Source organism: Devosia yakushimensis (assembly GCF_030159855.1).
Taxonomy (GTDB): domain Bacteria; phylum Pseudomonadota; class Alphaproteobacteria; order Rhizobiales; family Devosiaceae; genus Devosia; species Devosia yakushimensis.
Genome location: NZ_BSNG01000003.1, coordinates 144,617 through 158,245 on the forward strand (window position 1 = coordinate 144,617; position 13,629 = coordinate 158,245).

Genomic DNA, 13,629 nt, shown 5'->3' on the forward strand with positions numbered 1-13,629 from the left:
GCGCGTCAAATGCTCGACGGTGTGACAGAAGGAGCCCAGGATGCATCGAGGCGTCAGCGTTTTTTCCCCGGCAGCGCAATGCCGGAGGGGTTGTCAAGGCGGGTGCCGGCGCGACAAAGGCGGATTCCAATGCGATCTGCCGCTTGACAGCATCTCATGGGGCATGGTCGTCAAGAAACCTACAAGTCTTTATGGCAACCGGAAAACGCCGGCTCTGGAAACATAAAATGAATTGCAAATCATTGGTATTGTCGCTGGGACTGGCCCTGCTCGGTTCGGCCAGTCCATCCTGGGCCCAGGATATACTCGGTCCGCTCTCCGGTGCGGTCGATCGTCAATTGGTCCAGGGCTGGCAGGCGGGCGAGGAGGGCGGCTGGTTCGTCCTGCGCAATGACTCGGTGGAAGGCTCCGAGCAAACACTCACGCTCAATGCCGGCAAACCGCCCGAGGACGGCCGGGAAATCACGGTCAGCGTCACGCTCAAGTCGCAGATTGCCGAGGCTGCCATTGGCCTGCTGGCCCGTAGCGCCAGCAATGACGACGTCTGCCTGATGGAGATCACCGCAGAGGCCAAGGGCAACCTGTTCTGTGTCATCGAGGGCGAATTCAAATCCATCGCTTCGGTGGCCAATGCCGCCCGCATGGATGGCAGCGACACCATCACCATGGTCGAAGTGCCCGGCGCAGCCCGCTTCTTCGTCAACGACACCCAGATCGGGGACGTCACCTATGCCTCCGCCCTGGGCGGGGAAATCGGCATCATGGCCTACGAGCGCGGCACCTTTGGCCTCGCCGACTTCCAGATCAGCCCGCCGCCCGGCGCGGCCGCCAGCAGCGGCTCGGGTCTGCCCCCCAAGGGCGGCTCCGGCGGTGGCGCGGGCCTGCCGCCCAAAGGCGGTTCCGGCAGCGGGGGCTCGACCTCCGGCACCCCCGCCCCCAGCGGCGGCAGCACGGGCGGACAAAGTGGCGGAGGCTCCTCCGGCGGCGACAATCGCATGACCGCGATCATGGGCCCGCTTGGCGACACCATTGCCAATGCCGACGGCAAGGATGGCTGGGAGCTGTTCTTCGAGGACAATTGGCTGGTCCTGGTCAATTCCGCCAAGGCCTCGAGCGAGCTGGCCTATAAGGTGCCCGTCGGACCGCTCAATTCGGGCGAACGCGTCACCACGCTCAATGTCGGCATTTTGCCGCCGCAGGGCGAGAACGCCGCCGATTTCGGCAAGTCCGCCGCCGGCATCCTGATCGAAAGCAGTGACGGCAGCAGCTCGTGCATCGGCGAAATCACCGCCTCCCGCGACGCGCTGGTGCTGTGCTTCGGCGCGGACGGCAAGGGCAGCGAAGTGGGCCGCCTCAATGGCGCGGCGCAGGGGGATGGCAAGGACGTTCTGGAATTTATCGAACGCCCCGGTTTTGGCGAATTCCGCCTCAATGGCCAGGCCATCGGCCAAGTGCAGGATCACCCGTCTCTCGGCGCCGATATCGGTATCCTCGCCTATGAGCGCGGTGAATTCTATGTCGGCGGCTTCACCATCTCCACCAGCGCCAATACGGCATCGGCCGGCTCCTCGCCTTCCGGCAATACGCCGGCGCCGGGCGGTGGCGTACCGATGTTCGGCAATGACGAAGCCCGGCTGATCGGGGTCTATCTGGGCCTGACCAACAGCATCTTCATGCATGAATTCGGCCACGCCCTGATCGGGGAATTGCAGATTCCTTCGACCGGCCCCGAAGAGGATGCGGTCGATATCTTCTCGGCCCTCAAGGTGGTCGAGCCGACCATGTACCCCACCGAAGACGAAGGCATCAACGCCATCGGCCGGGAGGTTGCGACCTATTCGGCCCTGCAATGGTATTATAGCGGCATGGTCGCCCAGCAGCAGGGCGCCGGCGAAACTCCCTGGCAGGACGAGCATACGCCCGACCTCAAGCGGTTCCGCAACGTGTTCTGCGTGATGTATGGCGGCAATCCTGGGATTTTCACCAATCTGGCCGAGCAGATCGGCTTCGACGACCGAACCCTGGGCCGTTGCGAGGGGGAGTTCAACAAGCAAAACCGGGCATGGCGCACGATCCTGGCCCCCCATACCAGGGTGGATGCCTGGTTCCCGGAGGGGCAATTGCCCGCCGATGCACCCGGCTCAAATGTCGAAGTGACCTTTGAGCCAACCAAGAGCGAGATCGGAAGCTTTCTGACCACCGCCTTCGGCGATGGTCTTCGCGGTTTTGCGGACAATCTCAGCAAGACTTATGCCCTGCCCCGTCCGATCCAGGTGACCTATAAGGACTGCGGCGAGCTCAACGCCTGGTATGACCCCCGCGAGGGGAGCATTACCATGTGCTACGATCTTATCGAGCACCTCGCCGTGATGATCTCGGACATCGAAATGGGCGGCGACCAGGGCGCGGCCAGCACCCCGCCGGCCAATACAAAAACGGCAGATGTTACCAATACGAGGACTGCCCCGTCCGGCAATACCTCGACCGATGAACTTGCCGATCTCGGCATTCCAGCGACCAATGTACTCTTTCCCGCCCCCTATAATGGGCCAACGCCAGCAAGCCACACCAAGGCCCAGGTCTTGACCACGGAAGATCTCGCCGCCGCGCTCAATGATGGCACGCAGGTCCTGCTGGTCGACACCAGCGGGCTGGCCGAAACTATTCCCGGGGCACTTTCGGTCGTCGATGCCGGCAAGGACGGCAGCCTCACCGATGGTTTCCAGAGTGCGGTCGATGCCTGGCTCAAGGAACAAACGGCCAGCGACACCAAGATGCCGATCGTCTTTTTCGGCAAAGGCCTGCAGGATCGTTCCGCCTACAACGGCGCCCTGCGCGCCGGCGCCCTGGGCTGGAATGCCTTCTGGTATCGCGGCGGCGTCTCCGCCTGGCAGTCCAACGGCCTGCCCTTGGCGCCGGTCGACTAAGGCGTCTTGAACCCCACCCTCCGGCGGCACCCGCCGCTGGGTGGAGCGCCGGCTCTTCAGCAGTATCGAGCTTAGAAAGCGCCGCTCACGCGGCGCTTTTGTTATTGCACATCCTGCAAAGGAGAGGACCGCGCTAACTACCCGCAACACCTTCCGGGGTGTCCATACCGCAAAAGGCCCAGAAATTGGCCCGATTTGCTCAGTCATGCCTCTATTCTGAAATTTCTATATCGACATACATAAAGACCTATGATGCTATTTATGCATAATAGGCTTTCTGTAATCAGGTTTCAGAATGAAATGCCGCTGATGACTTTGGCCCAGTTGGAAGAAAACCTGGCTCGCGATCGGGCCTGGCTGAATCTGCCGGCCAAGCCCTGGGTGCCCACAACCAGCATTTCCGGCGACCCTGTCCTCGACGTCGCCGTGGTCGGCGCCGGCATGCTGGGCTTGGTGACCCTGGCCGCCCTGCGCAATATCGGTATCGAGGCCATACGCGCCTTCGACCGCGCTCCCGCCGGTCGGGAAGGCCCCTGGATCACCTCGGCCCGCATGCAGACCCTGCGCACCAGCAAGGACGCCGCGGGGCCCGCGCTCGGCCTGCCCTCGCTGACCTTCCGCGCCTGGTATGAAGCCCAGTTCGGCGCGGATGCCTTTGCGCAGATGACGCGCATCCCACGCGAAATCTGGATGGATTATCTCCTCTGGTACCGCAAAGTGCTGGACCTTCCCGTCGACAATGACAGCGCGGTCACCGGACTGGCTTTGCGCGATGACGGGCTTCTGGCGCTTACCGTCGAGCACAGCGGTAGGTCGCGCCCGGTCTTGGCCCGCCGCGTGATCCTGGCTACCGGCATTGACGGGCTTGGGGTGCCCAACCTGCCCGCTTTCGCCCGTACGGTGCCGCCGCATTTTATCGCCCATAGCTCCGACATCTTCGACGTTGCCACGCTGGCGGGCAAGCGGGTCGCCGTAATCGGCGCTGGCGCCTCGGCCATGGACAATGCCGCCGCAGCCCTGGAGGCGGGTGCCGCGCGGGTCGATATCTTCATTCGCCGGCCCGATATCCCGCGCATCGACAAGTTTACCGGCATAGGCAGCCGTGGCCTGACCTTTGGCTATGTCGGCCTGCCCGATGCCGACAAATGGCGCTACATGGTCGAGGGCGAACGCGCCCAGATACCACCGCCCCGCCATAGCGTGCTGCGCGTTTCGGCCCATGCCAATGCGCATTTCCACCTGGCGAGTCCGGTAATCGCCCTTGCCGAACGCGATGGGGCCATCGAGATCGAGACGCCCAAGGGGCGCTATCCCGCTGATTTCGCCATCTTCGCCACCGGCTTCTCCGCCGACCTGTCCCAGCGGCCCGAATTCGCTGATCTTGCCGGCAAGGTCAGGCTCTGGCGCGACGCCTATCATCCGCCGGCCGGGCTCGAGCATCCCGGTCTCGGCGACATGCCCTATCTGGGACCCGGCTTTGAATTTCTGCCGGCCGAAGGCGCTCCACCGGCCGTCTCGAACATCTACTGCTTCAGCTACCCGGCCGTCCCCTCGCACGGCAAGATTACCAGCGGCATCCCCTCCATCGGCGAAGGCGCCACCCGCCTTGCCCGCGCCATCGCGCGCTCGCTTTTTGTCGAGGATCGCTCCCTGCATCTCGACGCATTCACCCGCTTCTCGGTGCCCGAATTGCTGGGTGACGAATGGACCGATGCCGACGAAAAGGCGCCCGCCGCATGAACACGCAACCGCTCCTTCAGGTCTTTTACGGCATTTCCTCCCCCTGGGCCTATTTCGGCGCCCAGCGCGCCAAGACCATTGCCGAGGAGGCGGGGGCGCGCCTCGTGCTGCGGCCCATTCGCATCATCGAGGCCAATGGCGGCATTCCCCTGCGCAGCCGGCCCGACAGCCGCCAGCACTATCATGCCGTCGAACTCGACCGCTGGCGCCGCTATCTCGGCATTCCGCTCAACCTGACGCCCAAATTCTATCCCTGCCGCACGATTGAACCTGCCGCCCAAGCTGTCATTGCGGCGCAGCAAGCCGGGCTCGACGCCTTCGCTTTTTCCTTCGCCATTCAGCGCGGTCTCTGGGCCGAGGACCGCGACATTGCCGATCTGGAGACGCTGCGCGAAATGGCCCTATCCACCATCGGCCGGGAGGGCGCAGCATTGGTGCGCGATCACCAGCCCGATGCCATTATCGCCGAATGGCAAGGCAACCTGGCCGAGGCCGAGCGCCGGGGCATTTTCGGTACCCCCACCTATGTCGTCGGCGATGAATTGTTCTGGGGCCAGGACCGGCTGGATTTCGTTGCCCGCGCCCTGGCTGACGCCCGCCCTATTGAGGAAACCGCCTGATGAGCCAAGCTCCCCTCATACCGCCGCAAGCCCAGAGCCTGCATGATCGCTCCATCATTGTGGACGGATTGCAGACCTCGCTTTGGGGCCGGCCGATCTTTGAGGAAATGCGTGCCGGCGGGCTCACCGCCGTCAATGTCTCGACCGTGCTGTGGGAGAATTTCCGCGAAGGCATCGACTATGTCTCGCAATGGAAACACTTCCTACGCGAACATGCCGATATCCTGCGCCCGGTGCGCAGCGTGGCCGATATCCACGCCGCCAAGGCCGAGAACAAGACCGGCATTATCATCGGCTGGCAGAACACGTCCCCGCTCGAAGACAAGCTCGACTATGTCGAGATCTTCAAAGATCTGGGGGTCGGCATCATGCAACTGACCTATAATACCCAGAACTATTCCGGAGCCGGGTATCTGGAAGAAAACGATAGCGGCCTCACCGGTTTCGGCCGCGAAGTGCTCGATGAAATGGGCCGTGTCGGCGTGCTGTGTGATCTCAGCCATGTCGGTGACAAGACCAGCGCCGATGCCATAGCCTATGCCAAGGGGCCGGTCTGCATCTCCCACGTGCTGCCGCGCGCTTTGCACAATGTCAAACGCAACAAGCCCGATCACCTATTCGAGGCTTGCGCCGAAAAGGGTGGCCTTGTCGGCATCAGCCTCTTCGCCCCCGGTCTTGCCGCCGGCAATGACGCCACGGTCGAAGACGTGCTCGACGCCATGGAGCATGTGATCAATTTGATTGGCGAGGACCATGTCGGCATCGGCACCGATTTTTCGCTCGACCGCCCGCGCCCCAGCGACTGGCTGCTCTGGGCCAATCGCGACAAGGGCACGGCCCGCACGCTGACCGAATTCGGCTCGGTCAAGATCAACAAGCCCGAGGGCATCCGCCGGATGACCGACATGCCCAATCTCACCGCCCGCATGCTGGCGCGCGGCTGGAGCGAAACGACCATTGCAAAACTGCTCGGCGGCAATTGGCTGCGCGTTCTCGACGCCGCCTGGACGCCCCGCCCCTGATCGAACATCACCCTGGGAGACCCATCATGACCCGACCAAGTATCCGCCATCTGACTGCCATTCTCGCCGCCGCAACCGCCTTCACCATCGGTGGCACCACCCTGGCGCAGGACGCCACCACCGGCAGCGTCCACATTGTGGGCTTTTCCGGCGTCTTCGCCGACAACTACCAGAAGTTCATCATCGAGCCGTTCAAGGCCCAGCATCCGGGCATTGAGGTGACCTATGAACAGTCCAAGAACTCGGCCGAAACCCTGGCCCTGCTCACCCTGCAAAAGGCCGATCCGACGGTCGATGTGGCGCTGATCGACGTCGCCGTCGCCATCAAGGGGAATGACGAAGGGCTTTTTGCCCCGCTCGATCCGGCCGTGGTCACCAATCTCGCCGACACGCCCGACTGGGCCCGGATCGGGGAAGATCGCACCATCGCCTTCTCGCAGGATAATCTCACCATCCTCTACAATACCGAGACCGTCTCGGAGCCACCGACGAGCTGGACCGATCTCAAGGACCCCAAATATCAGGGCCGCATCGCCGCCCGCCTGGCCGATACCCGTGGCGTGATCCTCATTCCCATCCTCGATAAGATCGCCGGCACCGACTATAAGGAAAGCATCGATCCGGCCATCGCCGCGATCAACGAATTTGCGCCCAATGTGCTGACCTGGGACCCCGCACCCGATTGCTATGCCGTGGTGCAGAGCGGGGAAGTCGATCTCTCGATCTGCTGGAATGGCCGCGCCCAATATCTGCACGATACCCAGGGCGGCATTATCGGCATCGCCGCACCCAAGGAAGGCAGCATCGGCCAGACCAATACGATCAATCTGGTCGAAGGCTCCAAGAATGCCGAAGCCGCCCAGCTCTTCATCAACTACGCCCTGAGCGCCGAAGCTCAGGCGACCTTCGCTGAAAAGAGCTTCTATGGTCCGGTCAATTCGAAGGTGACGCTCACCGACGAAGTCGCCGCCCGCATCTATGGCAGCAAGGAGGCCCAGGCCGCGCAATCCACGCTCGACTGGCCCTATATCGCCACGGTCTATTCGGACTGGATCCAGCGCATCAACCGCGAAGTCATCGCATTCAACTAGGACTATTGAGCCGATGCCCGATTCCCACCTCATCGTCGAAAGCCTGACGAAGACCTATCCGGGCAGCACGGCCTCGTCCGTCGACCATGTCGACTTCAATCTTCAGAAGGGCGAAATGCTCGCCCTTCTCGGGCCCTCTGGCTGCGGCAAGACCACCATATTGCGCATGGTGGCCGGGCTGATCGCGCCCACATCGGGCCGCATCCTGCTCGAAGGGCGCGACATCGCCCAGTTGCCCGTCTATCGGCGCAATATGGGCATGGTGTTCCAGTCCTATGCGCTGTTTCCGCATATGAACGTGGCCGAAAATGTCGCCTTTGGCCTCGAAATGCGCGGCATACCAAAATCGGAACGCGCGGAGCGCGTGGAGCGGGCGCTCGATCTGGTCAAGCTTTCCGGTTATGGCGAACGCCGCATCACCCAGCTCTCCGGCGGCCAGCAGCAGCGCTGCGCCATTGCCCGGTCCCTCGTTATCGAGCCGGACCTGTTGCTGCTCGACGAACCGCTCTCCAATCTCGATGCCAAGCTGCGCGAGGAAATGCGCGACGAAATCCGCGACATCCAGGCGCGCACCGGCGTCACCTCGATCTTCGTCACCCACGACCAGGACGAAGCCCTCTCCATGGCCGATCGCATGGCCGTGATGTCGGCCGGCCGCATCGAACAGATTGGCACCCCGCGTGAAGTCTTCGACCGCCCCGCTACCGAATTCGTCGCCGGCTTCATCGGCGCCGGCAATTTCTTCGCCGGCACTGCCTCCGGCAATGGCGAAGCCGACATTCCCGGCCTCGGCCGGCTCACCTTCAGCCAGTCGGCTGCAGCGGGTACCCCGGTCCGTCTTCTTGTCCGCCCGCATCGAATCCTTCTTGGGCATCAGGGCACAAACCACTTTACCGGCACGGTCGAACATCTGGTCTATCGCGGCCAGATCCTGACCCTGACAGTGAAGGTGGGCGAACGCACAATCATTGCCGACCTGCCCACTCACGCCGGCAAGCTCCCCGTCACCGGCGAAACCATCGCCCTCTCCATCGCGCCCGACGACGTAACGCTGATCGGCGAGGCGGCTTCGTGAGCACGCTGGCCCCGGACAAACGCTCGCATCGCGGACTTCTGCTGTGGCTCTTGCTGCCGGGGCTCCTGGCGCTCGGTGTCAGCTTCGTCATGCCCATGCTCTGGCTGCTGCGGGCCTCGTTCTCCACCTCCGCCTTTGGCGGCCCGAACGGGGAATGGACGCTCGCCAATTATTCCACGGTGATATTCGATCCCTTCTACTGGCGGGTCGCCACTAATACCCTGACCTATGGCCTGTCGGTCACCTTCTTTGCCGTGCTGCTCTCCTACCCGGTTGCCCTGTTCCTCGCCCGCACCAAAAGCCGCTGGCGCGGCCTGCTCACGGCCCTGGCCATTGCGCCCCTGCTGACTTCGGGTGTCGTCCGCACCTATGGCTGGATGGTCATTCTGGGCGATCGCGGCGTGATCAACGGGACTTTGCAGGCCCTGTCGCTCACCGACACGCCCATTCGCCTCGCCAATAACTTTCTCGGCGCCACCATCGCCATGATCGAAATCCTGATGCCCTATGCCATCCTCGCCATTCTCTCCGGCCTGGGCCGGCTCAATGTGCAGCTCGAAGAGGCGGCTGCCATGCTAGGCGCCAACCGGCTGAAGGTCTTCTGGCGCATCATTTTGCCGCTGAGCCTGCCGGGCGTGCTGACGGCGGCGCTGCTGGTCTTCGTGCTCGCCATTTCCGGCTTCGTCACCCCGCGCCTGATGGGCGGCGGCCGTGTCTTCGTTTTGGGCACCGAAGTCTTTTCCGAAGCCACCGTCACGCTCAACTGGCCACTCGCCGCCGCCCTGGCGCTGCTGCTGCTGATCATTTTCAGCTCCGTCATCGTCCTCTATCGCCGCGCCTTGCGCGCGCTGGAGGCCTGACATGAACCAGACCGCGCTGTTCGCCCGCTGGTCCTGGCGCTTGTTGATCGGGCTGATCTACCTCTTCCTGCTCGCGCCCATTCTCATCGTCTTCATCGTCTCCTTCGACACCCGCCAATATCTGGCCTTCCCGCCGGAAAGCCTGTCGCTGGGCTCCTATGCGCTGGTCTTCCAGAATGCCACTTTCATCGGCGCCTTCTGGCGAAGCCTGCTGATTGGCATTGTCGTTGGTTTCGGCGCAGTGGCCATCGGCACCCTGCTGTCCCTCGCCTTGACCCGCCACCGCTTCCGCGGCGAGGGCGCTGTCAATTTCCTCGTCATCGCGCCCTTCATCGTGCCCAATATCGTGCTCGGCGTGGGCCTTGTGCTGGTGCTGGCCAATTTCGGCCTGCTCGATTCCTATCCCGGCATCATCCTCGCCCATCTGGGCGTCACCATTCCCTATACGGTGCGCACGGTCAGCATGAGCCTCATGTCCGTCGACCGGCGTGTCGAAGAAGCCGCCATGGTCCATGGCGCTTCCCCGCTCAAGGTCTTCTGGCGCATCACCCTACCGCTGATCCGCCCCGGCCTCATTGCCGGCGGGGTTATCGCCTTCCTCATCTCGTTCGATGAGACAACCATTTCGCTCTTCCTGGTTTCGGTCAAAGCCTCGACCCTGCCGACCGAAATCTACCATTATCTGGAATATTCCACCGATCCGCAGATCGCCGCGCTCTCGGTAATCCTGATCCTGATTTCGCTCCTCGTCGTCATCGTGCTGGAGCGGCTGATCGGGCTGCGCAAGGCCGTATAGGAGCTTGTCATGACCATTCTCACCGTCCCCGGCGGCAAGATCGAGGGGCGGGCCGAAACGGGCTACCTGTCCTTCCTCTCAGTGCCCTATGCGGCTCCCGTCACGCCCGCAAGGCGATTTCTCGCGCCCCAGCCGGTCGAGCCCTGGCAGGGCATTCGCGATGCCACGCAACTTGGCCCGGTCTGCCCGCAGATCGCTACCTATGGTCCGGTGGGCCGCGGCGCCACATCCTCGCTTGCCCATGGCATCGATTTCCTCACGCTCAATATCCGCACGCCCTCGCTCGATGGCCGCGCCCCGGTTCTGGTCTGGGTCCATGGCGGAGGCTATGCCGTGGGCTCGGCCAATGAACCGATCCTCCAAAGCGGAGCCTTCGCCGCCAGCGGCGTGGTCGAGGTCAGTGTCAATTATCGCCTCGGCGCTTTGGGATTTCTCCATGTTCCCGGGCAGCCCGACAATCGCGGTCTGCTCGACCTGCTGGCCGCCCTTGCCTGGGTGCGGGACAACATAGCCAGCTTTGGCGGCGACCCCGATCGCGTCACCTTTGCCGGCCGCTCGGCCGGCGGTTTTGCCATTGCCGCCGTCATGGCCATGCGCGGCGCACGCGGCCTTTTCTCCCGCGCCATGCCCCAGAGCGGCGCCAGCACAGCCATTGCGTCCATGGATGATGCAGAAAAACTCACGACCCGCATGTGCAGCGCGCTCGGCACCGACCATGCCGGTCTCTTGAACGCTCCCCTCCAGGACCTGCTGATTGCCCAGCGCGATCTCTGCAACGAAAGCTATGAGCACCACGATTACAGCCGGGACGGCAGCGCCGCCATGCTGGGCGTGCCCTTCGTCCCCATCGTGGATGGGGTTTCCCTGCCCGAGCACCCCGAGACGGCTGCCGCTGCCGGTCGCGTAGCCCAGGTCCCGATGATGATTGGCTGCACCACGGCCGAATATCTCACCCATTCGAGCATCCTGCCCGCCGACCTCGACTATGCGGACGCCGCAAGCCTGTTGCATGAACGCGTCCTGCCCATGGGCTGGACGGGTGCGGGCATAGTCGAACGCTACCGTACCGCCCTGCCGCAGCATTCCCCCCATGGCATCTGGCGCGCCGTGGCCGGCGATCTGGTCTTCCAGAATCCCGCCAGCCGCTTTGCCCGTCTCTGCTCGGCCCATCAACCGGTCTGGAAATATCTCTATGGTCCCCTGGCGCCCGACGAGGGCGGCGCGCCGCACGGCGCGGAGGTGGGCGCGGTCTGGTATCGCGACGGCATGGACCTTTCCCAGCAGCCCCAGCGGCAGCGGATCACCGACCCGGTCTTTGCCGAAAGCGTGCACGACATCTGGCGCGCCTTCATCGCCGGAGATGCCTCGCCGCATGATTGGCCCCGTTTCCGGCCGGAAGCGCCCAACGTCCTGCGCATCGCCGAAAGCGACATCACGATCACGCCCGACCCCTTTGCGGAGCGCGTCGAACTCTGGCAAACCCGATGACGAGCGATCGCGCGCAGGGACCCATGAGCGTCAAGTATTTCGATACCAAGCAGCTTGCCGCCTTTTCTGCGGTGGTTTCGATCGGCAGCATGACCGGCGCCGCCAAGGCGCTTGGACGTTCCCAACCGGTCATTACCCGCCTGATCCAGGAATTGGAGAGCGATGTCGGCTTTCCGCTGCTGCATCGCCATGGCCCGCGCATCACCCCCACCAGCCAGGGCATCGCCTTTTACGAACAGGTGGAGCTTATCCTCTCGGGGCTGCGCACCATCACCGAAAAGGCCGAGACCATTGCCAGCGGCGCGGCCGAACCGATCACCATCGCCTCGGTGCCCGCCCTCGCCACGGGCCTCTTGCCTGCGGCCCTTGCCGCCTTGCCCAAGGCTCTCTTCCCCGACCATATCCATGTGCAGAGCATTTCATCGGAAAATGTGGTCCAGGCCGTGATAGCCCGCACTGCCGATATCGGCCTGACCAGTGCCCCGATGGACAATCCCGGCGTCGAGGTCCACTGGCAGGCCGAGGCGGCCTGCCACGCCGTCGTCTCCATCGACCACCCTCTCGCTGCCAAAGACAGCGTGAAGCCCGCTGACCTGCAGGGCGCGCAGCTGATCATGGCAGCCAACCCCTATCGCCTGCGCATGCAGATCGATCAGGTGCTGGCCGAGAACGGCGTCGTCCCCTCCGGCATCATCGACAGCAATGCCACCTATGCCTCGCTTGCTCTGGCGCGCCAGGGCCTCGGCATAGCTCTGGTCGAACCCGTTACCAGCCATGGCCTGCCGCTGACCGGGCTCAAGGCGGTGCCGCTGTCGTTCCACATTCCCTTCCGCTGGAGCCTGATCACGGCGCTTGGCCGCCCGCTTACTCCCACCGTCGAAGCGCTGATCCAGCAATTGCAGGCCAGCATCAACTGAATCGATTGATCCTAGCGCAGGCGCTGGCCCGTGCTCTTGTCGAAGAGCAGGGCCCTGGCCGCATTGAACCCCGTTTCAAGTCTCTGTCCCGAAACCAGATCGCGCTGATCGCGCAGCTCTATGGTCAGGGGATGCTCCGTGCCCGAACCGGCATAAGCAAACGAACCACCGCCCAGATGTTCGATGAGATCGATATCGACCGACAGGCGCACATCGCCGGCCGGGGTGAAATGCTCCGGCCGGATGCCCAGCAATAGCGCATCGCCAACAGGCGGCCGGGCCGCAAGCTGCAGCGGAACTTCGACGCCACCGAAATCGGGCAGGATCAACCGCCCATCACCTGCCATCTCGACCCACAGAAAATTCATCCGGGGCGATCCGATAAAGCCGGCCACGAAGAGATTGTCCGGATCGTCATACAGCGCCAGGGGCGTGCCGACCTGCTCCACCTTTCCAGCCCGCAACACCACGATACGGTCGGCAAGCGTCATGGCCTCGACCTGATCATGCGTCACATAGATCATCGTGGCGTCGAGCTGCTGGTGCAGCCGCGCGATTTCGAGCCGCATCTGTACGCGCAATTCGGCATCGAGATTGCTGAGCGGCTCGTCGAACAGGAATACGTCCGGATTGCGCACGATCGCCCGGCCGATGGCCACGCGTTGACGCTGCCCGCCCGAAAGCTGCTTGGGCTTGCGCTCCAGCAGATCCCCCAGATGCAATATCGCCGCCGCCTCATCGACCTTGCGCGCCACCTCGGCCTTGGGCATGCCGTTCATGCGCAGGCCGAAACCGATATTGTCGGCCACGCTCATATGCGGATAGAGCGCATAGGACTGAAACACCATGGCGACGCCCCGCTGGGAGGGATCGAGCTCGGTCACATCGCGCGAACCGATGGCGATACTGCCGGACGAGGCCGTTTCAAGCCCCGCGATCATGCGCAATAGCGTCGATTTCCCGCAGCCCGAAGGCCCCACGAAGACGACAAACTCGCCATCGGCAATATCGAGATCGACGCCATGGATGATGGCGGTATCCCCGAAAGATTTTTTGACGCCGCGTAGCGAAAGACCAGCCATGACGTTTCTCC

11 protein-coding genes are annotated in these 13,629 nt (G+C 63.3%); 10 read left to right on the plus strand and 1 reads right to left on the minus strand.

Annotation, left to right across the window (positions count from 1 at the left end; translation table 11 throughout):
- Positions 1-227: 227 nt before the first annotated feature.
- The 10 genes from QQL79_RS19225 (at position 228) to QQL79_RS19270 (ending at position 12,536) form a co-directional block, all read left to right on the plus strand.
- Entirely contained in the window at positions 228-2,927 is a 2,700-nt protein-coding gene (locus QQL79_RS19225; protein ID WP_284393609.1) for a DUF4344 domain-containing metallopeptidase, read from the plus strand.
- A gap of 309 nt (positions 2,928-3,236) precedes the next feature.
- Positions 3,237-4,667 carry an NAD(P)-binding domain-containing protein gene (locus QQL79_RS19230; protein WP_370461268.1) on the plus strand — a complete coding sequence of 477 codons (1,431 nt, stop codon included), beginning with the start codon at positions 3,237-3,239 and terminating at the stop codon, positions 4,665-4,667.
- A complete protein-coding gene (locus QQL79_RS19235; RefSeq protein WP_284393613.1) occupies positions 4,664-5,287 on the plus strand; it encodes a 2-hydroxychromene-2-carboxylate isomerase in 624 nt (207 codons plus the stop codon). The genes QQL79_RS19230 and QQL79_RS19235 overlap by 4 nt, the downstream gene beginning before the upstream one ends.
- The gene (locus QQL79_RS19240; protein WP_284393615.1) at positions 5,287-6,309 is read left to right on the plus strand and encodes a dipeptidase; all 1,023 of its coding nucleotides are present in this window, start codon (positions 5,287-5,289) and stop codon (positions 6,307-6,309) included. Before QQL79_RS19235 ends, QQL79_RS19240 begins: the two co-directional genes overlap by 1 nt.
- Positions 6,310-6,335: 26 nt before the next feature.
- Positions 6,336-7,400 (plus strand): ABC transporter substrate-binding protein, encoded by a 1,065-nt coding sequence (locus tag QQL79_RS19245; protein ID WP_284393617.1) that lies wholly within the window; start codon positions 6,336-6,338, stop codon positions 7,398-7,400.
- A gap of 13 nt (positions 7,401-7,413) precedes the next feature.
- Positions 7,414-8,475, plus strand: a complete 1,062-nt coding sequence (locus tag QQL79_RS19250) for an ABC transporter ATP-binding protein (RefSeq protein WP_284393619.1) — start codon at positions 7,414-7,416, stop codon at positions 8,473-8,475.
- Positions 8,472-9,335, plus strand: a complete 864-nt coding sequence (locus QQL79_RS19255; protein WP_284393622.1) for an ABC transporter permease — start codon at positions 8,472-8,474, stop codon at positions 9,333-9,335. Before QQL79_RS19250 ends, QQL79_RS19255 begins: the two co-directional genes overlap by 4 nt.
- 1 nt (position 9,336) lies before the next feature.
- The gene (locus tag QQL79_RS19260) at positions 9,337-10,131 is read left to right on the plus strand and encodes an ABC transporter permease (protein WP_284393623.1); all 795 of its coding nucleotides are present in this window, start codon (positions 9,337-9,339) and stop codon (positions 10,129-10,131) included.
- 9 nt (positions 10,132-10,140) lie between these two features.
- A complete protein-coding gene (locus tag QQL79_RS19265; protein ID WP_284393625.1) occupies positions 10,141-11,619 on the plus strand; it encodes a carboxylesterase/lipase family protein in 1,479 nt (492 codons plus the stop codon).
- A 23-nt stretch (positions 11,620-11,642) separates the two neighbouring features.
- Complete coding sequence (locus QQL79_RS19270; protein ID WP_284393627.1) at positions 11,643-12,536, plus strand: LysR family transcriptional regulator; 894 nt, start codon at positions 11,643-11,645, stop codon at positions 12,534-12,536.
- 11 nt (positions 12,537-12,547) lie between these two features.
- On the opposite strand, the gene QQL79_RS19275 is transcribed toward QQL79_RS19270, so the two are convergent.
- Positions 12,548-13,618, minus strand: coding sequence for an ABC transporter ATP-binding protein (locus tag QQL79_RS19275; RefSeq protein WP_284393629.1), 1,071 nt, complete (start codon positions 13,616-13,618; stop codon positions 12,548-12,550).
- Positions 13,619-13,629 lie beyond the last annotated feature (11 nt).

What these genes read in the sequence shown, in the direction of transcription:
- QQL79_RS19270 (WP_284393627.1), top strand. Translation starts at nt 11,643, where the DNA reads ATGAGCGTCAAGTATTTCGATACCAAGCAGCTTGCCGCCTTTTCTGCG.
- QQL79_RS19250 (WP_284393619.1), top strand. Translation starts at nt 7,414, where the DNA reads ATGCCCGATTCCCACCTCATCGTCGAAAGCCTGACGAAGACCTATCCG.
- QQL79_RS19225 (WP_284393609.1), top strand. Translation starts at nt 228, where the DNA reads ATGAATTGCAAATCATTGGTATTGTCGCTGGGACTGGCCCTGCTCGGT.
- QQL79_RS19275 (WP_284393629.1), bottom strand. Translation starts at nt 13,618, where the DNA reads ATGGCTGGTCTTTCGCTACGCGGCGTCAAAAAATCTTTCGGGGATACC.
- QQL79_RS19240 (WP_284393615.1), top strand. Translation starts at nt 5,287, where the DNA reads ATGAGCCAAGCTCCCCTCATACCGCCGCAAGCCCAGAGCCTGCATGAT.
- QQL79_RS19245 (WP_284393617.1), top strand. Translation starts at nt 6,336, where the DNA reads ATGACCCGACCAAGTATCCGCCATCTGACTGCCATTCTCGCCGCCGCA.
- QQL79_RS19230 (WP_370461268.1), top strand. Translation starts at nt 3,237, where the DNA reads ATGACTTTGGCCCAGTTGGAAGAAAACCTGGCTCGCGATCGGGCCTGG.
- QQL79_RS19260 (WP_284393623.1), top strand. Translation starts at nt 9,337, where the DNA reads ATGAACCAGACCGCGCTGTTCGCCCGCTGGTCCTGGCGCTTGTTGATC.
- QQL79_RS19265 (WP_284393625.1), top strand. Translation starts at nt 10,141, where the DNA reads ATGACCATTCTCACCGTCCCCGGCGGCAAGATCGAGGGGCGGGCCGAA.
- QQL79_RS19235 (WP_284393613.1), top strand. Translation starts at nt 4,664, where the DNA reads ATGAACACGCAACCGCTCCTTCAGGTCTTTTACGGCATTTCCTCCCCC.